The sequence below is a fragment of the Halomonas sp. DN3 genome (genome assembly GCF_024137905.1).
In the GTDB taxonomy this organism is placed as follows: Bacteria; Pseudomonadota; Gammaproteobacteria; order Pseudomonadales; family Halomonadaceae; genus Halomonas; species Halomonas litopenaei.
This window is the reverse complement of sequence record NZ_CP099965.1, coordinates 4,136,320-4,157,908: the sequence shown is the minus strand read 5'-3', so window position 1 is coordinate 4,157,908 and position 21,589 is coordinate 4,136,320. Positions and strand designations below refer to the sequence as shown.

20 protein-coding genes are annotated in these 21,589 nt (G+C 64.2%); 17 read left to right on the top strand and 3 right to left on the bottom strand.

Annotation, left to right across the window (positions count from 1 at the left end):
- Positions 1 to 138: 138 nt before the first annotated feature.
- The 11 genes from murJ (at position 139) to NKF27_RS17840 (ending at position 10,931) form a co-directional block, all read left to right on the top strand.
- Positions 139 to 1,662 carry a murein biosynthesis integral membrane protein MurJ gene (gene murJ, locus NKF27_RS17890; RefSeq protein ID WP_253556504.1) on the top strand — a complete coding sequence of 508 codons (1,524 nt, stop codon included), beginning with the start codon at positions 139 to 141 and terminating at the stop codon, positions 1,660 to 1,662.
- 116 nt (positions 1,663 to 1,778) lie between these two features.
- A complete protein-coding gene (gene ribF / locus NKF27_RS17885) occupies positions 1,779 to 2,831 on the top strand; it encodes a bifunctional riboflavin kinase/FAD synthetase (protein WP_108133523.1) in 1,053 nt (350 codons plus the stop codon).
- 10 nt (positions 2,832 to 2,841) lie between these two features.
- A complete protein-coding gene (gene ileS, locus NKF27_RS17880; RefSeq protein ID WP_253553948.1) occupies positions 2,842 to 5,688 on the top strand; it encodes an isoleucine--tRNA ligase in 2,847 nt (948 codons plus the stop codon).
- A 37-nt stretch (positions 5,689 to 5,725) separates the two neighbouring features.
- A complete protein-coding gene (gene lspA, locus NKF27_RS17875; RefSeq protein WP_231498700.1) occupies positions 5,726 to 6,232 on the top strand; it encodes a signal peptidase II in 507 nt (168 codons plus the stop codon).
- Between the two features lie 62 nt (positions 6,233 to 6,294).
- Positions 6,295 to 6,741: an FKBP-type peptidyl-prolyl cis-trans isomerase gene (fkpB, locus tag NKF27_RS17870; RefSeq protein ID WP_045994447.1), complete on the top strand. Its 447-nt coding sequence runs from the start codon at positions 6,295 to 6,297 to the stop codon at positions 6,739 to 6,741.
- Positions 6,742 to 6,853: 112 nt separating this feature from the next.
- On the top strand, positions 6,854 to 7,807 hold the full coding sequence (gene ispH / locus NKF27_RS17865; RefSeq protein ID WP_185696479.1) for a 4-hydroxy-3-methylbut-2-enyl diphosphate reductase: 954 nt from the start codon (positions 6,854 to 6,856) through the stop codon (positions 7,805 to 7,807).
- A 339-nt stretch (positions 7,808 to 8,146) separates the two neighbouring features.
- Positions 8,147 to 8,521, top strand: coding sequence for a type IV pilin protein (locus NKF27_RS17860; protein WP_162816485.1), 375 nt, complete (start codon positions 8,147 to 8,149; stop codon positions 8,519 to 8,521).
- On the top strand, positions 8,508 to 9,017 hold the full coding sequence (locus tag NKF27_RS17855; RefSeq protein ID WP_253553907.1) for a GspH/FimT family pseudopilin: 510 nt from the start codon (positions 8,508 to 8,510) through the stop codon (positions 9,015 to 9,017). Before NKF27_RS17860 ends, NKF27_RS17855 begins: the two co-directional genes overlap by 14 nt.
- Entirely contained in the window at positions 9,014 to 9,433 is a 420-nt protein-coding gene (gene pilV / locus NKF27_RS17850; protein WP_253553893.1) for a type IV pilus modification protein PilV, read from the top strand. The genes NKF27_RS17855 and pilV overlap by 4 nt, the downstream gene beginning before the upstream one ends.
- Positions 9,430 to 9,912 (top strand): PilW family protein, encoded by a 483-nt coding sequence (locus NKF27_RS17845; protein ID WP_253553890.1) that lies wholly within the window; start codon positions 9,430 to 9,432, stop codon positions 9,910 to 9,912. Before pilV ends, NKF27_RS17845 begins: the two co-directional genes overlap by 4 nt.
- Positions 9,909 to 10,931, top strand: coding sequence for a hypothetical protein (locus NKF27_RS17840; protein ID WP_253553887.1), 1,023 nt, complete (start codon positions 9,909 to 9,911; stop codon positions 10,929 to 10,931). The genes NKF27_RS17845 and NKF27_RS17840 overlap by 4 nt, the downstream gene beginning before the upstream one ends.
- Here NKF27_RS17840 and NKF27_RS17835 read toward each other — a convergent pair.
- Positions 10,928 to 11,404: a GspH/FimT family pseudopilin gene (locus NKF27_RS17835; RefSeq protein ID WP_045994452.1), complete on the bottom strand. Its 477-nt coding sequence runs from the start codon at positions 11,402 to 11,404 to the stop codon at positions 10,928 to 10,930. The genes NKF27_RS17840 and NKF27_RS17835 overlap by 4 nt on opposite strands.
- A gap of 228 nt (positions 11,405 to 11,632) precedes the next feature.
- Between NKF27_RS17835 and thiO the strand changes: the two genes are divergently transcribed.
- Positions 11,633 to 12,724: a glycine oxidase ThiO gene (thiO, locus tag NKF27_RS17830; protein WP_253553885.1), complete on the top strand. Its 1,092-nt coding sequence runs from the start codon at positions 11,633 to 11,635 to the stop codon at positions 12,722 to 12,724.
- Positions 12,725 to 12,832: 108 nt separating this feature from the next.
- On the opposite strand, the gene NKF27_RS17825 is transcribed toward thiO, so the two are convergent.
- Positions 12,833 to 13,129 carry a PP0621 family protein gene (locus NKF27_RS17825; protein WP_108133534.1) on the bottom strand — a complete coding sequence of 99 codons (297 nt, stop codon included), beginning with the start codon at positions 13,127 to 13,129 and terminating at the stop codon, positions 12,833 to 12,835.
- Positions 13,130 to 13,227: 98 nt separating this feature from the next.
- Between NKF27_RS17825 and NKF27_RS17820 the strand changes: the two genes are divergently transcribed.
- From NKF27_RS17820 to NKF27_RS17810, 3 genes are all read left to right on the top strand, one after another.
- Positions 13,228 to 14,859, top strand: a complete 1,632-nt coding sequence (locus tag NKF27_RS17820) for an NAD+ synthase (RefSeq protein WP_213230469.1) — start codon at positions 13,228 to 13,230, stop codon at positions 14,857 to 14,859.
- 574 nt (positions 14,860 to 15,433) lie between these two features.
- A complete protein-coding gene (locus NKF27_RS17815; RefSeq protein ID WP_253553882.1) occupies positions 15,434 to 16,759 on the top strand; it encodes a sugar ABC transporter substrate-binding protein in 1,326 nt (441 codons plus the stop codon).
- Between the two features lie 97 nt (positions 16,760 to 16,856).
- Positions 16,857 to 18,623, top strand: coding sequence for a cytosine permease (locus NKF27_RS17810; RefSeq protein WP_253553868.1), 1,767 nt, complete (start codon positions 16,857 to 16,859; stop codon positions 18,621 to 18,623).
- Between the two features lie 253 nt (positions 18,624 to 18,876).
- On the opposite strand, the gene NKF27_RS17805 is transcribed toward NKF27_RS17810, so the two are convergent.
- Positions 18,877 to 19,695, bottom strand: coding sequence for an outer membrane protein assembly factor BamD (locus tag NKF27_RS17805; RefSeq protein WP_045994250.1), 819 nt, complete (start codon positions 19,693 to 19,695; stop codon positions 18,877 to 18,879).
- A 165-nt stretch (positions 19,696 to 19,860) separates the two neighbouring features.
- On the opposite strand from NKF27_RS17805, the gene rluD reads away from it, so the two are divergent.
- Both rluD and pgeF read left to right on the top strand, forming a co-directional pair.
- Positions 19,861 to 20,820, top strand: coding sequence for a 23S rRNA pseudouridine(1911/1915/1917) synthase RluD (gene rluD / locus NKF27_RS17800; protein WP_108133540.1), 960 nt, complete (start codon positions 19,861 to 19,863; stop codon positions 20,818 to 20,820).
- A complete protein-coding gene (gene pgeF / locus NKF27_RS17795) occupies positions 20,817 to 21,572 on the top strand; it encodes a peptidoglycan editing factor PgeF (protein WP_045994252.1) in 756 nt (251 codons plus the stop codon). Before rluD ends, pgeF begins: the two co-directional genes overlap by 4 nt.
- Positions 21,573 to 21,589 lie beyond the last annotated feature (17 nt).

Here is a 21,589-nt window from a genome sequence, read left to right as displayed (position 1 = left end):
GGAACCCGCTAGCAAGGAATCAGTGACGTGACCGACGAGCGTCGACAGCAGGCCTCGGATGAGGACATTGATCAGGCTCTGGAGCAGGGAGCGGGCACCTCGGTGGGGGGCGCCAAGGCGCCAGTGCGTCGGGGCCTGATGCGCTCGGGGCTGGTGGTCAGCAGCATGACCATGCTGTCCCGGGTGCTGGGGCTGGTGCGCGACGTGGTGATCGCCACCCTGCTGGGTGCAGGACAGGGCGCCGACGCCTTCTTCGTGGCCTTCAAGATCCCCAACTTCATGCGTCGGCTGTTCGCCGAGGGTGCCTTCAATCAGGCCTTCGTGCCGGTGCTGTCGGAGTACTCGACCACCCGCACCCGCGAAGAGATACGCGAACTGCTCAATGCGGTGTGCGGTAGCCTGGCGGCGGTGCTGGCGCTGATCACCGCCCTGGCCATCGTCGCCGCGCCCTGGTTGACCTGGGTGTTTGCTCCTGGCTTTGCGCGAGATCCCGACAAGCTCGCGCTGACCACCGACATGCTTCGGCTGACGTTCCCGTATCTGCTGTTGATCTCGCTGACCGCCTTCGCCGGCAGCGTGCTCAATACCTGGAATCGCTTCGCGGTACCGGCCTTCACCCCGGTGCTGCTGAACCTGTCGCTGATCGGTGCGGCGCTGGTGCTGACGCCGATGATGAGCGAGCCGGCCATGGCGCTGGCCTGGGGCGTGCTGATCGCCGGTGCCGCGCAACTGCTGTTTCAGGTGCCCTTTCTGGTGAGGCTCGGGCTGATGCCCCGGCCCTGGCCCAACTTCGCCCACGAGGGTGTGCGGCGCATCCTTCGACTGATGGCGCCGGCGTTGTTCGGAGTCTCGGTGTCGCAGATCAATCTGCTGCTGGACACCATCCTGGCCTCGCTGCTGGCGGCGGGCAGCGTGTCCTGGCTCTACTATTCAGACCGCCTGGTGGAGCTGCCACTGGGGGTGTTCGGCGTGGCCATCGGTACGGTGATCCTGCCGGCGCTGTCGCGGCGCCACGCCGAGGCGTCCTCCGAGCACTTCAGCCAGATGCTGGACTGGGCGCTGCGAGCGGTGCTGCTGCTGGGGCTGCCAGCGGCGCTGGCGCTGGCGCTGCTGGCCGAGCCGCTGTTGATCACGCTGTTCCACTACGGCGCCATGACCGACAACGATATCGTGATGGCGGCGATGAGCCTGCGTGCCTATGCCCTCGGCCTGGTCGCCTTCATGCTGATCAAGGTGCTGGCGCCGGGGTTCTTTGCCCGCCAGGACACCAAGACGCCGGTCAAGGTCGGTATCATTGCGATGGTCGCCAATATGGTGTTCAACCTGATCCTGATCTGGCCACTGGCCCACGCCGGGCTGGCGCTGGCCACCGCGCTGTCGGCCTTCCTCAATGCCGGGATGCTGGCCTGGCTGCTGCGCAGGCAGGGCGTGCTGCGCTTCCAGCCCGGCTGGGGGCGCTTTGCCGTGCAGCTCGGAGGCGGCTGTGTGGCCATGGGCCTGGTGCTTGTGTTGCTGGCGCCGGAGTGGCACCAGTGGCTCGGCTGGGGGCTCATGCCTCGGGCACTTTGGATGGCAGCGCTGGTGGCGGCCGGCGGGCTTGCGTACTTCGCCTGGCTGGGGCTGACAGGAGTCAGAGTCCGCCAGTTTCGGCTCAAGGGTTAGGGCTGGGGTTTGTCAGAAAGCTGTCTGCCCACCCAGACGCCTTCAGACGGTGGGAAGACGCGGCGCCCCGCACTTCGCTATAATCGACTCCCTTTAGGTTCGGTGTGACCCGACTCATGGAAGTAATTCGAGGCCTGCACAATCTGCGCGAGGAGCACCGTGGCACGGTGGCGACCATCGGCAACTTCGATGGGGTGCACCTGGGCCATCGGGCGATCCTTGAGCAGTGCCACGCCGAGGCGGCGCGCAGCGGACTGCCGGTGACCGTGGTGGTGTTCGAACCCCAGCCGCGCGAGTACTTTGCCGGCGACCAGGCGCCACCGCGCCTGACGCGGTTGCGCGACAAGGTCGGCCTGCTCAAGGAGTGCGGCGTCGATCGGGTGCTGTGTCTGCCGTTCAATGAATCGCTGCGCCAGCTGACGGCGGCAGAATTCATCGAACGGGTGCTGCTGGAGGGGCTCGGCGTACGCCATCTGGTGGTGGGCGACGACTTCCGCTTCGGCTGCGATCGTCGCGGTGATTTCGCCCTGCTGACCGAAGCCGGTCGCAGCAGCGGCTTCAGCGTCGAACATACCCTGACCTTTCGCATCGACGATGACAGGGTGTCGAGCACACGGGTGCGCACCCTGCTGGCCTGTGGCAACTTCGAGGCGGCGGCGCGCCTGCTGGGCCGGCCTTACCGCGTCAGTGGCCGGGTGGTGCGTGACCAGCAGCGCGGGCGCACCATCGGCGTGCCCACCGCCAACCTGCCGCTGCTGCCGGGTCCGCTGGTGCTGCGCGGTGTCTATGCGGCGACGGTGGAGATCCACGACGGCAGCGATGGCGAGGCGTCCCAGCGTCATCCCGCGGTGGTCAATATCGGCTGGCGGCCCACGGTAGGGTCGCCGCGTCCGGTGCTGGAGGCGCATCTGCTGGACATGCAGGCGGATCTGTATGGCAAACGCCTGACGGTGGTGCCCTGCGCCAAGCTGCGCGGTGAAGAGACCTTCGCGGACTTCGCCGCGCTGAAGACCCAGATATATGCCGACATCGACCGGGCGCGAGCAGTCTTTGCCCGGGACCCTGACGGCCCACGACCCTATCCTCTGGCATCGGCGCCACGTGCGCGCGAGGCCGCAACCCAGGATTCCCCGGCGGGGCAGGCCCCCGCCGATCATGACGACGGCTGACCCCAGGACTATGAGCGACTACAAGCACACTCTGAATCTGCCAGAAACCGAATTCCCCATGCGCGGCATGCTCCCCAAGCGCGAGCCGGCGCGGGTCGAGCAGTGGCAGAAGCTGGACATTTACCAGCGCTTGCGCGAAGCACGCCAGGGCCAGGAGGTCTTCGTGCTGCACGATGGCCCTCCCTACGCCAACGGCAGCATTCACATCGGTCACGCCGTCAACAAGATCCTCAAGGATATCATCGTCAAGTCGAAGAACCTGGCGGGCTTCGACGCACCCTACGTGCCGGGCTGGGACTGCCACGGGCTGCCCATCGAGCACAAGGTGGAGACCACTCATGGCAAGCACCTGGAGCCTGAAAAGGCCCGGGCACTGTGTCGCGAGTACGCCGACGAGCAGGTCAAGGGCCAGCTTCAGGACTTCGTGCGTCTGGGCGTGGTCGGCGACTGGGACAATCCCTACCGCTCCATGGAGTACGCCAACGAGGGCGGCGAGATCCGCGCCCTGGCCGACATGGTCAAGGGCGGCTACGTGTTCAAGGGACTCAAGCCGGTCAACTGGTGCTTCGACTGTGGTTCGGCCCTGGCCGAGGCCGAGGTCGAGTACGCCGACAAGAAGTCCGACGCCATCGATGTGGCCTTCACCTGCGCAGACGACGCCAAGCTGGCCGCCGCCTTCGGTCTGGACAGCCTGCCCAAGCCGGCGGCGGTGGTCATCTGGACCACTACCCCCTGGACCATCCCGGCCAACCAGGCGCTGAACGTCCATCCGGAGTTCAACTACGCCCTGGTCGACACCGGCGAGCGGCTGTTGCTGCTGGCCGAGGAACTGGTCGAGAGCTGCCTCGAGCGCTTCGGCCTGAGCGGTGAGGTCATCGCCACGGCGCGTGGCGAACGGCTGGAGCTGATCGAGTTCCATCATCCGCTGTATGAGCGTACCGCGCCGATGTATCTCGCCGACTACGTGACCAGCGACGAGGGCAGCACCGGCATCGTCCACTCGGCGCCGGTTCATGGCGTCGATGACTTTGACTCCTGCCGCCGCTACGGCATGGACTTCAGCGACTTCATCAGCGTGGTCAAGGGCGACGGCGTCTACGTCGACGACCTGCCGCTGTTCGGTGGCATGCTGATCTGGAAGGCCAACCCGAAGATCGTCGAAGCACTGTCCGAGGCCGGCGCGCTGATGGCTCACAAGACCATCACCCACAGCTACATGCACTGCTGGCGTCACAAGACCCCGGTGATCTACCGGGCCACCGCCCAGTGGTTCGTCGGCATGGACATCCCTGGCCATGACGGTCGCACCCTGCGCGAAAGCGCGCTCGAAGGGATCGAGGCGACCGAGTTCACCCCGGGCTGGGGCAAGGCGCGGCTGCACAGCATGATCGCCAACCGCCCGGACTGGTGCATCTCGCGTCAGCGCAACTGGGGCGTGCCGATCCCGTTCTTCCTGCACAAGGAAAGCGGCGAGCTGCACCCGCAGACCGTGGAGCTGACCGAGAAGGTCGCCGACCTGGTCGATCGCGACGGCATCGACGCCTGGTTCCGCCTGGACCCGGCCGAGCTTCTGGGCGAAGAGGCCAGTCAGTACGACAAGGTCACCGATACCCTGGACGTGTGGTTCGACTCCGGCACCACCCACCGCCACGTGCTGCGCGGCTCGCACCCCCACGGCCATCAGAGTGGCCCGCGTGCCGATCTGTACCTGGAGGGCTCGGACCAGCACCGTGGCTGGTTCCACTCGTCGCTGCTGACCGGCTGCGCCATCGACGGTCACCCGCCGTACCGGGGCCTGTTGACCCACGGCTTCACCGTCGACGCCCAGGGCCGCAAGATGTCCAAGTCCATGGGCAACGTGGTGGCCCCGCAGGAGGTAATGGACAAGCTCGGCGCCGACATCCTGCGTCTGTGGGTGGCCTCCACCGACTATTCCGGCGAGATGGCGGTGTCCGACGAGATCCTCAAGCGCACTGCGGACGTTTACCGGCGTATCCGCAACACCGCGCGCTTCCTGTTGGCCAACCTCAACGGCTTCGACCCCGAGCGTGACGCCCTGGCCTTCGACGACATGCTGGCGCTGGACCAGTGGGTGGTGGACCGCGCCGCGCAGCTTCAGGCACGCATCGAGACGGCCTACGACGAGTACCGCTTCCTCGACGTCTACCAGCAGGTGCACGGCTTCTGCGCGCGGGAGCTGGGCGGCTTCTACCTGGACGTGATCAAGGATCGCCAGTACACCACCCAGTCCGACTCCCAGGCCCGTCGCAGTGCCCAGACCGCCCTCTATCACGTGGTCCAGGCGCTGGTGCGCTGGGTCGCGCCGATCCTGTCGTTCACCGCCGAGGAGATCTTCGAGAACATCCCCGGCGAGAAGGGCCTGGCCGAAGGCCGCAGCGTGCTGCTGGAGACCTACTACAAAGGCCTGTCCACCCTCAGCGACGACGCCAGCATGGGCCGTGACTTCTGGGAGCGGGTGCTGACGGTCAAGCAGGCGGTCAACAAGTGCCTGGAAGACGCCCGCAACGCCAAGACCATCAAGGGCAGCCTGGCCGCCGAGGTGACCCTGCACGTCAGCGACGAGCTTGACGAACTGCTCTCGCGCCTGGGCGACGAGCTGCGCTTCGTGATGCTGACCAGCGAGGTCCACCTGGCGCCGCTCGACCAAGGAGTCGATGCCGCCGAGACCGAGGTCGAAGGGCTCAAGGTGGCGGTGCGCGCCAGCGACAACGCCAAGTGCGAGCGCTGCTGGCACCATCGCCCCGAGGTGGGCTCACTGCCCGAGCACCCGGACCTGTGTTCGCGCTGCGTCAGCAACCTGCCGGACGGTCCGGGCGAGGTGCGTCACTATGCCTGACGCCACGGATTCCACGACCAAGGAGGGTGACGGGCACATGAGTTCACAGGTGGAACCGATGCGCCAGCCGCTGCGCTGGTGGTGGCTGGCGCTGGCCTGGGTCGTGCTCGATCTGGGCACCAAGGCACTGATGAGCCAGACGCTGACCTACGCCACGCCGGTGGAGGTGCTGCCGTTCTTCAATCTGACGCTTTTGCACAATACCGGGGCGGCCTTCAGTTTCCTGGCCGATCACCCCGGTTGGCAGCGCTGGCTGTTCGCCGCCATCGCGGTGGCGGCCACCGTCGGTCTGACGATCTGGATGCGTCGCCTGCGGCGTGACGAAAAGCTGCTGGGGGCGTGTCTCGCGCTGATCATCGGCGGCGCCCTGGGTAACCTCTATGACCGCCTGGTGCACGGCTACGTGGTGGACTTTCTGTCGTTTCACGCGGCGGGCTGGTACTACCCGGCGTTCAACGTGGCGGATATCGGCATCACCCTGGGCGCCATCGGCCTGATCTGGGAGTCGATCTTCGGCGAGCGCCGCCGCGCCCGGCGCGGCTAATTATCTGTTGCCGGCAGCGACGTATCGGTCCCTGCCGGTCCGTCACTCTTTCGGAGATCCCAATGAGCGACTACCGTATCGACGAGGGCATGGAAGTCACCCTTCACTTCACCCTCAAGCTGGAAGATGGCACCGTGGTGGACTCCACCCGGGACAAGGCCCCGGCGACCTTTCAACTGGGCGATGGCAACCTGCCGCCCGGGTTCGAGCAGCCGTTGAAGGGCATGACCGACGGCGACAGCGGCAGCTTCGAGGTCAGTCCCGAGCACGCCTTCGGTCAGCACAATCCGCAGAACATCCAGCGCATGAAGCGTGAGGTGTTCAATGGCGACGAGCCTGAGGTCGGCACCGTGATGTCCTTTGCCGATGCCAACGGCGACGAATTGCCTGGGGTGGTCACCGAGATCGACGGCGACATGGTGGAAGTGGACTTCAATCATCCGCTGGCCGGGCGCACCCTGACCTTTGAGGTCGAGGTGCTGGGCGTCAAGCCCGCCACCACCCACTAGGCGATTCACGTCCCCGGTGTGCCGGTAAGGCGCAGTACGTGACAACCACGCAATGACCACGCGAATCATCCGCTCAACCAGGTGCCAAGACGGCACCGAGGCAAGGCAAACCATGCAAATCAAGCTGGCCAACCCGCGCGGCTTCTGCGCCGGCGTCGACCGGGCCATCGACATCGTCAACAGCGCGCTGGACGTGTTCGGGCCGCCCATTTACGTGCGTCACGAGGTGGTCCACAACCGCTTCGTGGTGGATAGCCTGCGCGAGCGTGGGGCGATCTTCGTCGAGGAACTCCACGAGGTTCCCGATGACGTCATCGTGATCTTCTCTGCCCACGGGGTGTCCCGGGCGGTGCAGGAGGAGGCCGAGCGGCGCGGGCTCAAGGTCTTCGACGCCACCTGCCCGCTGGTGACCAAGGTGCATATGGAAGTGCTGCGCTACGCTCGCCGTGGCCAGGAGTGCATCCTGATCGGGCATGAAGGGCATCCCGAGGTCGAAGGCACCATGGGGCGTTACGACACCTCCCACGGTGGCCAGATCTACCTGGTCGAGGACGAAAAGGACGTGGCCCGTCTGGAGGTCAAGGACCCCAGTCGGCTGGCTTTTGTCACCCAGACGACCCTGTCCATGGACGATACCGCTCGGGTGATCGATGCCCTGCGCGCCACCTTCCCCGACATCCAGGGGCCGCGCAAGGACGATATCTGCTACGCCACCCAGAACCGCCAGGACGCGGTGCGCGAACTGGCGGCGGGCTCCGATCTGGTGCTGGTGGTGGGAAGCCCCAACAGCTCCAACTCCAATCGCCTGCGCGAGCTGTCCGAGCGAGTGGGCACCCCGGCCTACCTGATCGACAGTGCCGAGCAGATCGATCCGGCTTGGCTTGCGAATATCGGTGCAGTCGGCGTGACCGCCGGGGCCAGCGCCCCGGAGGTACTGGTCAAGGGGGTCATCGACCGCCTGACCGAGCTGGGCGCCGAGGCCCCCGAGGAACTGGCCGGCCGAGAGGAAACCATCACCTTCTCGATGCCGCGTGAACTGCGCGAGCGGGTCATCGTCAGCGACTGATGCCACCAGAGGATTGCCGTGAAGGCATTCCACCGTTCGTTTTTCCAGTGCAGCATCTCGACGCCGCCCCCAAGGGCGGCGTCCTTGTTTTCAGGCGTAGGAGAAAGCCTCAAGTCTGTGCTTAAGCGTGGTGTCGCGACACAACCTTGATCCAGCGCCTGCCGCCCATGGCGGACGTGGGACATACTCGAAGGGAAAACGAGCCGGAGAAGCCCGATGCAGGGAATACGAAAAACGCGAGGCTCAATTTACGCAGAGACGCGCTGGGATGAGCATGGATTCAGTGAGCTGGACCAGAAAGTCAGTGCCGCTTCGACACGGGCTTCGTCACCAGGCCCGATGGAGCGTCAGGGCGGTTTCACCCTGATCGAACTGTTGCTGTGCATCGCCATCATCGGTCTGCTGGCGTCGGTGGCCTACCCCATGTACACCGAGCATCTACGCGAGACCCGTGTCGCCGATGGCCGCGCCTTGTTGATGACAACCGCCTCGTCGCTGGAACGCTGCTACAGCCGTGACCAGGCCTATGATATCGCCGCCTGTGATGGGCTTGAGCGACCGTCGGAGTCCGGTTTCTACCAACTGTCGGTGGAACGCCACCCAGGACGCTATTTTCTCGAGGCCAGGGCCCTCGACGCCCAGTCGGTGAAGGAGGGCTGCGACAGCCTGACCATGGACCAGACCGGCGAACGGGCACCAGATGACTGCTGGTAGCCGTCAGCGCGGGGTCACCCTGCTGGAGCTGGTCGTCTGCGTCGCGGTGATCGGCCTGATGGCTGCGGTGACGGTGCCTGGCCTGCACCATTGGCTGGCCGGCGAGCGTCTGGTGGCGGATACCAATCGCCTGGTCGGCGCACTGACCCTGGCACGCACCACCGCCTTGACCCGACGCCAGGAGGTAAGGGTGCTGGTGGTCGACTGCGCGGGACGCTGGCGGCTCGAGGTGCTGGCGGGAGACGCGGACGCCGGCGGCTGCCAGTCCACTCCAACCGCGCATGGTGATGTACTGATGGTCGATGAAGCAGCGCGCACGGACGGCACCCGGGTATCGCCCGGCGGGGTCAGCTTCGATCTGTTGGGGCGCCTGGATGACTGCAGTTATGGTAGTCCCTGCCGTTGGCAGCTTCGCGGGACAGGAGGCGAGGGTCGCTGGGTGTCGGTGGAGCCAAGCGGAGTGGTGCGCTCCGGCGATGAGGAAGATGCCGCGTGAGAAGGCTGCGATCCCAGGCCGGGTTTTCCCTGCTCGAGGCACTGGTGGCGCTGGTGCTGCTGTCGGTGGGACTTTTAGGGGTGGCGGGGATGCAGTTGCGCAGCTTGCAAAGCGCCCATTCCAGTATCCAGAGATCGCTGGCGGACCTGGCCGCCCAGGATGCACGGGAACTGCTGTGGGCAAGCCTGGTGGCCAATGGCGGGTACTGTCCTGAAGGTGTGCCCGAGAGCCTTTCCCGAGAGCACTGGCGCGAGCACTGGGCCGATTTCCTTCCCGGTCTCATTGCCCTGGACGAGGCGGTGATCGCGCGGGACGACTGCGCCTTCGAGCTGCGTATTGGCTGGAAGGACGAGCGTTTCACCGAACCCAGCCTGTTTCAGTACTGGGTCAAGCTGCCCGCTCGGAAAGCACCATGAGTCCGGACCGCGTCCTTTCCCCAGGCAAGTCGTTGCATCGCCAGCGCGGCGTGTCGCTGGTCGAACTGATGGTGGCCATGGTCGTCGGCAGCCTGGTGATCCTGGCTGCGGGCTCGCTGTTTCAGGAGGTCAACGCCAATGCGCGCGAGGTGCTGCGCCTGGCCGATCGCCAGGCGGTTCTGAGCTACGCCCTTGATACCATCACCGCGGCGGTGCGCCGGGGCGACGCCTCCCCCGGCGATTACGTGCTGCGCCCGGCGCCAGATGGCGAGACCTGTACGCTCCACGAGGTCGACAGCGGCGAGCCTCTGGTCGATGGCCTGGCCTACGATGGTTCCTGCGAGGACGATCAGGTGCTGGAAGATCTGGGTGGGGGACTCTATCGCATCACCCTGAACCTGCCCCACGCCAGGACACCGATCCGGCTGCACGCGGTGGATCGTCTTCAGGCCGTGTCCGCGGCGGAGAATGCCGAATGAAGGCGCCAGCGAGGCAGCGAGGCGCGGCGCTATTGGTGGTGCTGTCGCTGGTAGCGATCGCCTCGGTGGTGGCCATGGCCGGGGTCAAGTCGGCGCTGGTGGACGAACGCCTGGTCGGCAATATGCGCGCCATGGCCCAGGCCCAGATGGCGGCGGATTGGGGTGGGGCCGAGAGGCTAAGTGAAACGCCTGAATCGAGCGGGCTACTGGAGTGTGCCGAGATTCAAGACCGAGCGGAACAGGGCGGCGTATCCGCTGATTGGTCGGACGTACACACACTGACCAATAGCGACACAGTGGGCTATCGACATATCGACTGTATAGAACAGGATGTTGTCGTGCAGCTGATCATGGGGCAGGTCAGCGATGGTGAGCAGGTATTGGCAAGGCACTTTCTGATGGTGGGGCGAGAGAAGGAAAGCTCTGGATTGGAATTGCCCGATCTCATCCCTGACGATTGCATGGTCTATGCGGGGGGGCCTGTGGTGGCACATCCTGAGCTGGATCAGCCCGCCAACTGCCAACTAAACGGACTTGCCCACCCCGGTAACGACTACGGTCCAGACAGCTATATCGATGAGGTCGCCAAAGACTTCGAGGATGCCGACTTTGGGCCGGATGGCTGTGCGAGTCACCAAGGGATCGTCTATTGCGACGCTAGAACTCACGGGTTTGATGGCAGTCTGAATCTAGCGGATTACCCTGATGCGGATCAGATCGTGATCGTGGTGGATCCTGCCGATCCGAGCCAGAGCGTGACAATCGAAGCCCCAGCTGGGAGCTATGACACCTCGATCGTTGTTTCTGGAGCGCCAACGCTCGCTCCTCACGGACAGGTGGAACTCAATGGAGACATCTGGAGTACCGGGTCTATGGCGATAAGCGGGGGCGGGGGGCTCACGATCAATGGCAGACTAGTTGCCGAAGGTCCCGTCACGATAAATGGCAAGGTCGAAATCAGCCCCGATGAAGGTGGAGAAGGTGACGGCGGCGTAATCTGGATCGATCGTGATGACTAAGGCGGAAACGAGGGTCCAGCACACCGACCCTTTTCACTTCTGATCCTTCCAAAATTGCTGAGTACCAGCCTAGCGCCCGTGTTTTCTCGCGCGCAGATATCGAAAGTCCCGTTATGTCCACTGGCGCGTCCATTGGCCAGAAAACGCACGGGCTTTGCATCCTCGCGAAAGCCGATGCTTGAGAGCCGGCTTGGCGCAAAGACATGAAGTGTCGCGCCCTCCCAACTCGGCGCTCCAGCCTTGATCAACAGCTTCCCCCTCCAGTCCTCGCCGCAGTGCACGCCGTCGTCGCTCGGGCACAGGGTGACGGGTCTTGCCCGGGTGATGGCCGTGCCCCGGGCCAGCATCAGGGCGCCTTCTAGTCGCGAAAGCTCGCTGGCGATATCCTGTCGGGCGGCCATTGCCCGGTAGCCCGGCAGGGCCACGCTGGTCAGAAGGCCTACAATAGCCACCACCAGCAACAGCTCCAGCAAGGTAGTTCCGGACTGGCGGAAAGCGATTCGATGAGGTTCGGGATGGCAAGACTTGGGGCGGTAAGGTTCGGGGTGGTGAGGTGTGTGCCAGTAAGCTCGGGACATGCAGACATGACGGGGGCGTCGGGCGTCGTCGTCCATGGCGAACGCTTCCTTGTGGTTGTTGTTTGAATTCAGGGTTCCTTGAGCCTAGCTCGGAGAAGGGAGAGCAGACGTTGGAGAAGCGCTTTGAGTGATTTCCTGGTGATTGGCGGCGGCGTCATAGGGCTGATGACGACACTGCAACTGGCCGATGCCGGTCACAGTGTGACGGTGGTCGAGCGAGGCGGCTGCGGTAGCGAGGCCTCCTGGGCCGGTGGCGGGATCGTCTCGCCGCTTTATCCCTGGCGCTACAGCTCGCCGGTATCGCGCCTGGCGAGCTGGTCGGAGGGGGCCTACCCCGAACTGGCCCTGCGCCTGCTGGAGGAGACCGGGGTCGACCCGGAGTATCGTCAGAAAGGGCTTCTCTACCTGAGGGTGGATGACGAAGCGCGCGCACTCGAGTGGGCGCGGGAGGTTGGCAAGCCGCTGTCGCGGGTAGGCGCTGAAGTGATCCGCCGAAAGGAACCCAACGCCCGCCGCGATATCGACGAGGCGCTGTGGATGCCGACCCTGGGCAGCATTCGTAACCCCCGTCTGATGCGCGCGCTGAGGTCCCGACTGGAAGACATGACGTCGGTGACGTTGCGCGAGCAATGCACGGTCACCGGGTTCGAGCGGCAAGGGGAGCGGGTGGCGGTGGTGAACACCGACCAGGGCAACCTCAGTGCCGATCAAGTGGTTATCTGTGCCGGCGCCTGGTCGGCGGGGCTTGCCGACATGGCCGGGCTCGATCTGCCGGTACGCCCGGTCAAGGGTCAGATGATTCTGTTCAAGGCACCACCCGGACTGGTCGAGCGGGTGGTGCTGATGGATGGACGCTACGTGATTCCTCGCGGCGACGGGCGGGTCCTGGCCGGCTCCACCCTGGAAGACGCCGGGTTCGACAAGGGCACCGACGACGACGCCCGTAGCTCACTATGGCGTAGCGCTACCGCCATCATTCCGGCATTGGCCGACTGCGAGATCGAGCACCACTGGGCCGGGCTGAGGCCAGGATCACCGGACGGGGTGCCTTATATCGGCCAGGCCCCCGGCTGGGACAACCTGCACGTCAACGCCGGGCACTACCGCAATGGGCTGGTGCTGGCGCCGGCCTCGACGCGACTGTTGGTGGATCAACTGCTGGGAAGAGAGCCGATCATTGATCCCGCGCCCTATCGGTTGCAAGGACGTGTGTAAGAGCGCCCAAGCTGACCGGGAGTGAGGCGATCGAAGCAGGGGCAGGGTGAGGTAGCAATGGGCAGCGGGACGTCGGACAACTGGGCGTCGGCGTGACTGTCGGGGCGTCTAACGCCCCTGGGTATCATCGCCGTTATCGCCGTCAGCATCGTCGCCTTGGCGGCTTTCGGTGATGAACTTGTCACGATGGTCACCGCAGCAGAACCACTCGCCCTTTTCGCGCAGGGCGTCCTGCTCGGGCAGGTGTACCTTGCACCAGGTGCAGCGCACCATTTTTCCTCCCTCGTGGGAGGTGGGGCCTTGATCCTGCTGCTCAAACTTCCACTCGCGGTACATGCGATAAAGCTTGAGCCCGGCAAAGAACACCACGGCGAAGATCAGAAGGCGGATTATCAAGAGGTTCATCCTTACTCCACACGGATTGGAGGCGGCCTTTGCCTGTTGGCGGCCCTTGCGGGACAATGGGGGCTGATCCCCCCGATTCTCGAGAGATTTCTCCGCTCATGCAAGACCTGACTCTGGTGATGGCGCAGCTCGACCCCTTGGTCGGCGACATCCCCGGCAACGCCGACCGGGCCATCGAGACCGTACGCGAGGCTTTCCTCGAGCACGGCGCCGACGTGGTTGTTCTGCCGGAACTGTTCTTGACCGGGTATCCGCCCGAGGACCTGTTGCTGAGGCCGTCGATGGAGACCCGCCTGCGCGAGGCGCGTACCCGTATGGCGGAAAAGATGGTCCGCGACGTCATGGTCATCGTGGGCTATCCCGGTCGCCGCGAGGGCGCGCTGCACAACATGGCCGGCGTGCTCTACAACGGCCAGTGGCTGGATGAGTACGCCAAGCAGGCCCTGCCCAATTATCAGGTATTCGATGAGCAGCGCTACTTCCAGCCCGGAGACACGCCGCTGGTGGTGGAACACAAGGGCGCCAGGCTCGGGATTCTGATCTGCGAGGATATCTGGCAGGAAGCGCCGGTCCGCCAGGCTCGCGACGCCGGTGCCGATATCCTGGTCACCCTCAATGCCTCGCCCTACCACCAGAACAAGCCGGCCGAGCGGCTCGAGCTTCTCGAGCAGCGTGCCAGTGACGTCGGCCTGCCGCTGGTCTATGTCAATCAGATCGGCGGTCAGGATGAGCTGGTGTTCGACGGTGGCTCCTGCTGTGTCGACGCCGTAGGCAAGCTGGCGGTGCAGGCGCCGCACTGGGATATCTGGCTGAGCCCGGTGCACTTCGTCGAGGAGCAGGGCAAGTGGACCCCGCGCCAGGGCGAGGTGGATCTGGACGTGGCGCCGGAGGAAGACCTCTACAGCGCCCTGGTCACCGGTCTGCGTGACTACGTCAACAAGAGTGGGTTCAAGGGCGTGGTGCTGGGGCTGTCTGGCGGCATCGATTCGGCCCTGTCGCTGGCCATCGCGGTGGATGCACTCGGCCCCCAGCGGGTCCATGCGGTGATGATGCCGTATCACTACACCGCCGACATTTCCAAGGAAGACGCCGCCGAGCAGGCCCGTCTGCTTGGGGTCAGCTATGAAGTGATGCCGATCGCGCCCATGGTTGAAGCCTTCATGGACACCCTGGCCGAGAGCTTCGAGGGTACCGAGCGCGATACCACCGAGGAAAATCTCCAGTCGCGTTGTCGCGGTGTACTGCTGATGGCGCTGTCCAACAAGAAGGGCCTGATGGTCCTGACCACCGGCAACAAGAGCGAGATGGCGGTGGGCTACGCGACCCTCTATGGCGACATGGTCGGCGGGTACAACGCCATCAAGGACGTCTACAAGACCTGGGTGTATCGCCTGGCGCGCTGGCGCAACACCGAGAACCTGGTGATCCCGGAGCGTGTCATCGAGCGTCCGCCCTCGGCGGAACTGGCGCCGGACCAGCAGGACAGCGACTCGCTGCCGGACTATGACACCCTGGACGCCATTCTGGTGCGCTACATCGAAGGCGACATGAGCGCCGAGGCGATCATCGAGGCGGGCTTCAGCGCCGAGGACGTCTACAAGGTGGTCAAGCTGGTGGACCGCTGCGAGTACAAGCGCCGCCAGGCACCGGTAGGCGTGCGCGTGACCCAGCGCGGCTTCGGCCGTGACCGTCGTTATCCTATCGTCAATGGATGGCAACCGGGCCTCTGACGAGACCTGCTTCTTTCCTCTTGTCGGTACCCCACCCGTCGGGCCAGATCGGCTCGGCGGGTGGCGATGTTATGCCCACCCTTCGCTGTTTGTGACGTCACTTCCCGTCGTTGGTCATGATTTCTTGGGCCGGGGTTTCTGTTGCGCTCGCTAAAGCCCCGCGACCATTAGATGGCATTTGCTTTGATGCGTACGCCGTTTTTACACGGTGATCGACGTCACTTTTTATATTCGTCGGAAGAGATGATTTAAGCCTTCATGACTGAAGCGCCAATAGGCATCGTAAAGGTAGTGGAGAAGAGTGCGCTGATAGGTGTAGGCGATATCGCAGTTCTTGCTGAACTAGTATGGTTGTTGGCAGTGGGATAACCGAAGAACTCTTCCTTGTCTTTGTTTTCTCATGGGGTTTTTTGAAATCATATGTGCCTAATTAAATTAATTTTTAATAGTGGTTTCTGGGTGTGTATAGACCAATGTCCCGGTAAATAAAGCGCGACATTTCAATGTTGGGGCGACTCGATGGTGCTAAGGTTTTTTAGAACAGGAACCTATAACGCCGGCAGAGGGAGCGCGAATGATGACGTCCTTTCGAGTTAAAACCGCTTGTGCGCTGGTGATGGGGGGTGGGGCGGTGTTTGCCCAGCATGGCGTGGCTGCCGAGTTGACCATTGCCACGGTGGATAACCGGGACATGCTGTGGATGCGAGAGCTGAGCGAGGACTTTGTCGCGGGGAATTCCGATATTCAGCTCAACTGGGTGACGTTGGACGAGAGTACGCTGCGCCAGCAGGTCACCACCGATATCGCCACCTCCGGGGGGCGCTTCGACATCGTTACCATCGGCACCTACGAAGCCCCCATCTGGGCGGAGCGTGGCTGGCTCGTACCCATCGCCGACATGCCTGGCGACTACCAGCCCGAGGATCTGCTGCCCACCGTGCGCCAGGCGCTGTCCTATCAGGATGTTCTCTACGCGGCTCCCTTCTATGCGGAGTCTGCCTTCACCATGTACCGCACGGACCTGTTCGAGGATGCGGGCCTGAACATGCCCAGGGCGCCGAGCTGGGACTTTCTGGCACAGGCGGCAGAAAAGCTCTCGGGCTCCGATGAACACTACGGCATCTGCCTGCGGGGCAAGCCGGGGTGGGGCGAGAACATGGCCCTGTTGACCGCCATGGCCAACGCCTTCGGCGGTCGCTGGTTCGATGAAGAGTGGCAGCCACAGCTCGAGGGAGGTGGCTGGCGCGATGCGCTGGATCTCTATCTGAGCTTGTTGGGAGAGTACGGCCCGCCGAATCCGGAAGACAACGGCTACAACGAGAATCTCGCGCTGTTTCAACAGGGCAGGTGCGGCATCTGGGTGGATGCCACCGTGGCCGCATCCGCGGTGACCGATCCCGAGGCCTCCGAGGTCGCAGATCGCGTGGGGTTCGCCCTTGCGCCTGATAACGGACTGGACAAGCGCAGCAATTGGCTGTGGGCCTGGGCGCTCGCAATTCCCACTAGTTCCGAGCAGAGCGAGGCGGCCAAGCGCTTTGTCGCCTGGGCCACCTCCCGGGGCTATCAGGAACTGGTAGCCGAGCGAGAGGGCTGGTCCCAGGTGCCGCCGGGGACCCGTGCCTCGCTTTACGACAATCCGAGTTACCGCGAGGCCGCGCCCTACAGTGAGCTGGTGCTGGAATCGTTGAGAAGCGCCAATCCGGATGACCCGACGGTACAGGCGGTGCCCTATCGAGGCGTTCAGTACGTGGCGATCCCCGCTTTTCAGGGTATCGGTACGGCGGTGGGTAACCGCTTCGCCAAGGCGTTGGCCGGAGACATCTCCGCCGAGGAAGCCATCGAAGATGCTCAGTGGGTCACCGAGAAGGTGACCGAGCAGGCACGCTTTGCTCAGCAGTAGTGGCGATCGGCTCCTCGAAGGAAGCCGGCGGAACGGGTGAGCCCGCAGGTGCGACGTTCACCCGCAAGCGAGATGAGTGACACACAAGGAGGCGCCCATGGCGACATCCGGATTTGTCCCGCAGCAATCTCTAGACAGCGTCGACGATGAACAGCTGCCGGTTCCGCCCCACAAGCAGCACGGTGCCAAGCACTTTCTCGGACTCTATGCCGCAGAACACGTGGCCGCGACCGAGTTCGTGATCGGTGCCACCTTCGTCGGCCTCGGTGCCGGCATCTGGGATATTCTGATCGGTCTGGTCATCGGCAACACCCTGGCGATACTGAGTTTCACCCTGATCACCGCACCGATCGCCGTCGGCACCCGGCTCAGTCTTTTCGCCTACCTGGAACGCATCGCCGGCAACGTCATGGCGAAGCTCTACAACGGCGCCAATGTGGTGATCTTTGCTGCCATCTCGGCGGCCATGATCACGGTCTCTGCCACCGCGGTGCGGGTGCTTTTCGATGTGCCACCTCAGGTGGCGCCCTATCCCACCGACATGGCCTTCGTCATCATCGCCTTTGCCGTAGGGGCCATCGTGGTGCTGGTCGCGGCCTTCGGCTTCAACGCCCTGAGCGAGTTCGCCAGCATCTGTGCACCCTGGCTGATGGTGATGTTCACCGCCGGCGGCATGGTATTGATACCGGCGCTGTCGGAGTCGGTGACCGGTTTTACCACCTTGACGAGTTTTTCGGATTTCGTCGCCATCGCCAGTGCCAGCGTATTCACCGGCATCAACGCCGATGGCGAACCGGGGATCGGGCTGTGGGAGGTCATTGGCTTCGCCTGGGCCGCCAATACCTTCGCCCACTTCGGACTGATCGACATGGCGCTTCTGCGCTATGCCCGCAAGAAGCGCTACGCCCTGGCCACCAGTACCGGCATGATGTTCGGCCACTACGTTGCCTGGATCTCGGCGGGCCTGATGGGGGCGGCCACCGCCGCCACCATGAAGCTCAGTATCCTGGTGGTCGACCCCGGCGATGTGGCGTTCTACGCGTTGGGAATGTCCGGCTTCGTGATCGTGATCGTGGCCGGCTGGACCACGGCGAATTCCAACCTGTACCGCGCCGGTCTGGCCGCCCAGGCGCTGATGCCCGAGGTCAAGCGCTGGAAGGTGACCATGCTGGTGGGGCTCGGGGTGATGGGCGCAAGCTGTTTCCCCTTCGTCTACCGCAGCATGTTGCCGCTGCTGACTTACGCCGGCCTGATCCTGGTGCCGGTGGGCGGCATCGCCTTTGCCGAATACCAGCTGTTCCCGCGGCTCGGCATGACCCGCTACTGGGCCAACTTCAAGGGCCTTGCCGACAACCGGCCGGCGATCGCCAGCTGGGGTATCTCGCTGATCTTCGGTTTTGGGCTCAATGTCCTCGACGTGATGCCGTTCTACTACCTGTTCCTGCCGACCTGGTTTGTGTCGATCCTGGTCTACGTGGTGCTGGCGCGAAGGGCCGGTGCCTGTGAGGCCTATCCAGAGAAGGAAAAGGCCCAGCAGGAGTTCAACGAGCGGGTGGTCGAACATCACCGGCGCAAGGCGGCGGAAAAGTACCGCGAAGGCGTGGAGGACAAGACACTGCTATCCAAGGGCATCAAGGTGATGTGGGGGATCGTTGGACTGGGTGTGCCAGCGGTGCTGGCCTGGCGGGTGATGTTTGAAAGCCCCGACCTGTATCAGTACTACGTCAATCGTGAGCTGTTCTACGACATCACCATCTGGTGCACGGTTATCTACTTCGTCTTCGCCTACTGGGGCCTGCAGCGCTCCAAGCAGTTCAAGCGTCGGGAGCCCGAGGGCACACCGTCCCAGGCATCGACAGGTTGAGTAGAAGCAGAAAATAGCCGGAGCCTGGCCTGCGGTGGACGCCAAGGGCAGCCACAGGCCAGCGACGGCGGAAGGACGGTGGATCGCAGCCCTGGAGCGTCAAGATGGGAGCTGGACGAAGAGAAAGGAAACGAAGCGAAGCGCAGAGCGAATGACAGCAAGCGCTGCAACAAGAAGGGGCCGCCCATGGGCGGCCCCTTCTCCTTTCTTTGGCCTGCCGGCAACCTCACGGCACCGCCTGCCTTGCGGTCGTTCAGGCGCTCAGTGGGGCGCCGTCGACGTACTTGGGTTCGAAGCGACGACCGTTGAGGCGCTCGTTGTCCGGGTCGTTCTCGATCAGCACCTGCAGCGTCTCGCTGGCGCGATCACGCAGGCCCATGCCGAGGTAGCCTTCGACCATCACCGCCAGGGCGTCGCGGGTAGCCTCGGCCTGGGGGTAGTTCTCCAACACCCAGCGACCCCGCTGCACGGCGGCCATGTAGGCCTTCTTGCGCAGGTAGAAGTCGGCCACATGCAGCTCTTGCTGGGCCAGCAGGTTGCGCAGGTAGATGATGCGCTGTTGCGCGTCGGGGGCGTACGGACTGTCCGGATAGCGGGTGATCAGGTCGGTAAAGTCGGTGTAGGCGTCTCGGGTAGCGCCGAGGTCCCGCTCCGAGATATCGATGACCTTGAGCGACTCCAGGCTGAAACGACCGGCCTGCCAGGCGGCCAGCCCGCGCATGTAGTAGGCGTAGTCGACCTGCGCATGGTTGGGGTGCAGGCGAATGAAGCGGCTGGCGGCGGCCCGGGCGGCTTCCCAGTCATCCATCTCGTAGTAGGTATAGATGAGTTCGAGCTGGGCCTGTTCGGCGTAGTCGCCGAAGGGGAAGCGGGTGTCAATGGCTTCCAGGCGGTTCATGGCCGTGGTAAAGCTGCCGTTCTCCAGGGCCTGGCGACCTTCCTGGTAGAGCTGGCGTTCGGTGGCGCCGTCGTAGCGCTCTTCCTCGACGTCGTTGCTGGCGCAGCCGCCGAGTACCGCGCCCATCAACACCAGGGCGCCCAGGCGAGCGGCGGAAGTAGTGAAAACGCGCATCTTGGTCCTCGTGTCAAACAACCCGGGTCGGCCGTGGTAGAATCGGCCGCGATCCGCCCACTATAAAGCACCTTGCCTGGAAACGCAGTCTTCCTGCTGCGGGCCACGTGTTTTGTGCGCGAGCTGCCATCAATCTTCGATCCCCACAGAGAAGTGTTCCGAACCATGTCACAGACCCTCGACGTCCACAGTCGCATTCCCCTCGACATGGCAGGCTATCGCCTGGACCAGGCCGCAGCGGAATTGTTTGCCGACTATTCCCGGGAGCGGTTGAAGGGTTGGATCAAGGACGGTTCCCTGACCCTGGATGGGGCTGCGGCCAAGCCCAAGGACAAGGTCCACGGTGGTGAAAGGCTGGTGCTCAAGGCCCTCATCGAGGACGACACTCGCTTCGAGGCGCAGGATATTCCGCTTGAGGTAGTGTTCGAGGACGACCAGGTACTGGTAGTCAACAAGCCGCCGGGGCTGGTGGTTCACCCCGCTGCGGGCAACCCCGACGGGACCCTGCTCAATGCCTTGCTGCACCACTTTCCCGACGCCGCCACCTTGCCTCGTGCCGGTATCGTGCATCGCCTCGACAAGGACACCAGCGGGCTGATGGTGGTGGCCAAGTCCCTGGCCGCCCACGCTGACCTGGTAGCGCAGCTGCAGGCGCGTAGCGTGTCGCGGGAGTATGACGCCATCGTGGTGGGCAAGATGACCTCCGGCGGCACCGTGGATGCGCCGATCGGCCGACACCCCAAGGACCGCAAGCGCCAGGCGGTTACCGCCTCGGGCAAGCCGGCGGTGACCCACTATCGTGTGGTGGAACGCTTTCGTGCCCATACCCACGTTCGCTGCAAGCTGGAGACCGGCCGTACTCACCAGATTCGCGTGCACATGGCGCACCGGCGCTTTCCATTGATCGGCGACCCGGTTTACGGTGGGCGACTCAAGCTGCCGCCCGGAGCGGAGCAGACGCTCAAGGAGATCCTGCGCGAGTTTCCGCGCCAGGCGCTGCACGCGCGTCGACTGGCCTTCGTCCACCCGAGTCGCGGTGAGGAGGTCAGCTTCCAGGCGCCGCTGCCGGATGACCTGCTGATGCTGCTGGACTTCCTGCGTGACGATGCGGAGACCATGCAATGATCGATGCCCTCGACCTGCGCCCCAGCGTGATCGTGCCCGACTGGCCTGCTCCGGCCAATGTCGGTGCCTTCGTCACCACCCGCGAGACCGGCCCCAGCCAAGGGCCCTACGCCGCCTTCAACCCGGCCAGTCACGTCGGCGACAAGCCGGAACATGTGGAGCTTTGTCGGCGTCAGTTGAGCAAGGAACTGGGCGATGAGCGTCCGCTGCTGTGGCTCGATCAGGTCCACGGTGCCAGCGTCCAGCATGGCTTCAGTGACACCATACCCAAGGCCGATGCCTCGGTGGCGACCACCCGTGACTACGCCTGCGTGATACTGACGGCGGACTGTCTGCCGGTGTTCTTCTGTGATCGTGGCGGAGAGCGCGTGGCGCTGGCCCATGCTGGCTGGCGCAGCCTGGCCGGTGGCGTGCTGGAGGCTACCGTGGCCTCCCTGGGCACTGCGCCTGGGGAACTGATGGCCTGGTTGGGGCCGGCGATCTCCAACGCTCAGTTCGAGGTTGGCCCCGAGGTGCGTGAGGCCTTCTGCGGCGTGCACCCCGAGGCAGCCAGCGCCTTTGAACCGAGCCCATATCGCCTGGGGCACTATATGGCGGACCTTTACAAGCTGGCGCGTCTGCGGCTTGAACGTCTTGGCGTCTCCCACGTCAGCGGCGGGCACTTCTGCACCGCCTGTGAATCACGCTTCTATTCCCATCGTCGTGACGACGGCGTCACTGGACGCATGGCCAGCGTGATCTGGCTGCGATAGAGCGGACCGACGTCGCA

Bases quoted from the DNA above. Each gene is read 5' to 3' on its own strand.
- murJ (WP_253556504.1), top strand. From the start codon at position 139: ATGCGCTCGGGGCTGGTGGTCAGCAGCATGACCATGCTGTCCCGGGTG.
- ribF (WP_108133523.1), top strand. From the start codon at position 1,779: ATGGAAGTAATTCGAGGCCTGCACAATCTGCGCGAGGAGCACCGTGGC.
- ileS (WP_253553948.1), top strand. From the start codon at position 2,842: ATGAGCGACTACAAGCACACTCTGAATCTGCCAGAAACCGAATTCCCC.
- lspA (WP_231498700.1), top strand. From the start codon at position 5,726: ATGAGTTCACAGGTGGAACCGATGCGCCAGCCGCTGCGCTGGTGGTGG.
- fkpB (WP_045994447.1), top strand. From the start codon at position 6,295: ATGAGCGACTACCGTATCGACGAGGGCATGGAAGTCACCCTTCACTTC.
- ispH (WP_185696479.1), top strand. From the start codon at position 6,854: ATGCAAATCAAGCTGGCCAACCCGCGCGGCTTCTGCGCCGGCGTCGAC.
- NKF27_RS17860 (WP_162816485.1), top strand. From the start codon at position 8,147: ATGGAGCGTCAGGGCGGTTTCACCCTGATCGAACTGTTGCTGTGCATC.
- NKF27_RS17855 (WP_253553907.1), top strand. From the start codon at position 8,508: ATGACTGCTGGTAGCCGTCAGCGCGGGGTCACCCTGCTGGAGCTGGTC.
- NKF27_RS17845 (WP_253553890.1), top strand. From the start codon at position 9,430: ATGAGTCCGGACCGCGTCCTTTCCCCAGGCAAGTCGTTGCATCGCCAG.
- NKF27_RS17840 (WP_253553887.1), top strand. From the start codon at position 9,909: ATGAAGGCGCCAGCGAGGCAGCGAGGCGCGGCGCTATTGGTGGTGCTG.
- NKF27_RS17825 (WP_108133534.1), bottom strand. From the start codon at position 13,129: ATGAACCTCTTGATAATCCGCCTTCTGATCTTCGCCGTGGTGTTCTTT.
- NKF27_RS17820 (WP_213230469.1), top strand. From the start codon at position 13,228: ATGCAAGACCTGACTCTGGTGATGGCGCAGCTCGACCCCTTGGTCGGC.
- NKF27_RS17815 (WP_253553882.1), top strand. From the start codon at position 15,434: ATGATGACGTCCTTTCGAGTTAAAACCGCTTGTGCGCTGGTGATGGGG.
- NKF27_RS17810 (WP_253553868.1), top strand. From the start codon at position 16,857: ATGGCGACATCCGGATTTGTCCCGCAGCAATCTCTAGACAGCGTCGAC.
- NKF27_RS17805 (WP_045994250.1), bottom strand. From the start codon at position 19,695: ATGCGCGTTTTCACTACTTCCGCCGCTCGCCTGGGCGCCCTGGTGTTG.
- rluD (WP_108133540.1), top strand. From the start codon at position 19,861: ATGTCACAGACCCTCGACGTCCACAGTCGCATTCCCCTCGACATGGCA.
- pgeF (WP_045994252.1), top strand. From the start codon at position 20,817: ATGATCGATGCCCTCGACCTGCGCCCCAGCGTGATCGTGCCCGACTGG.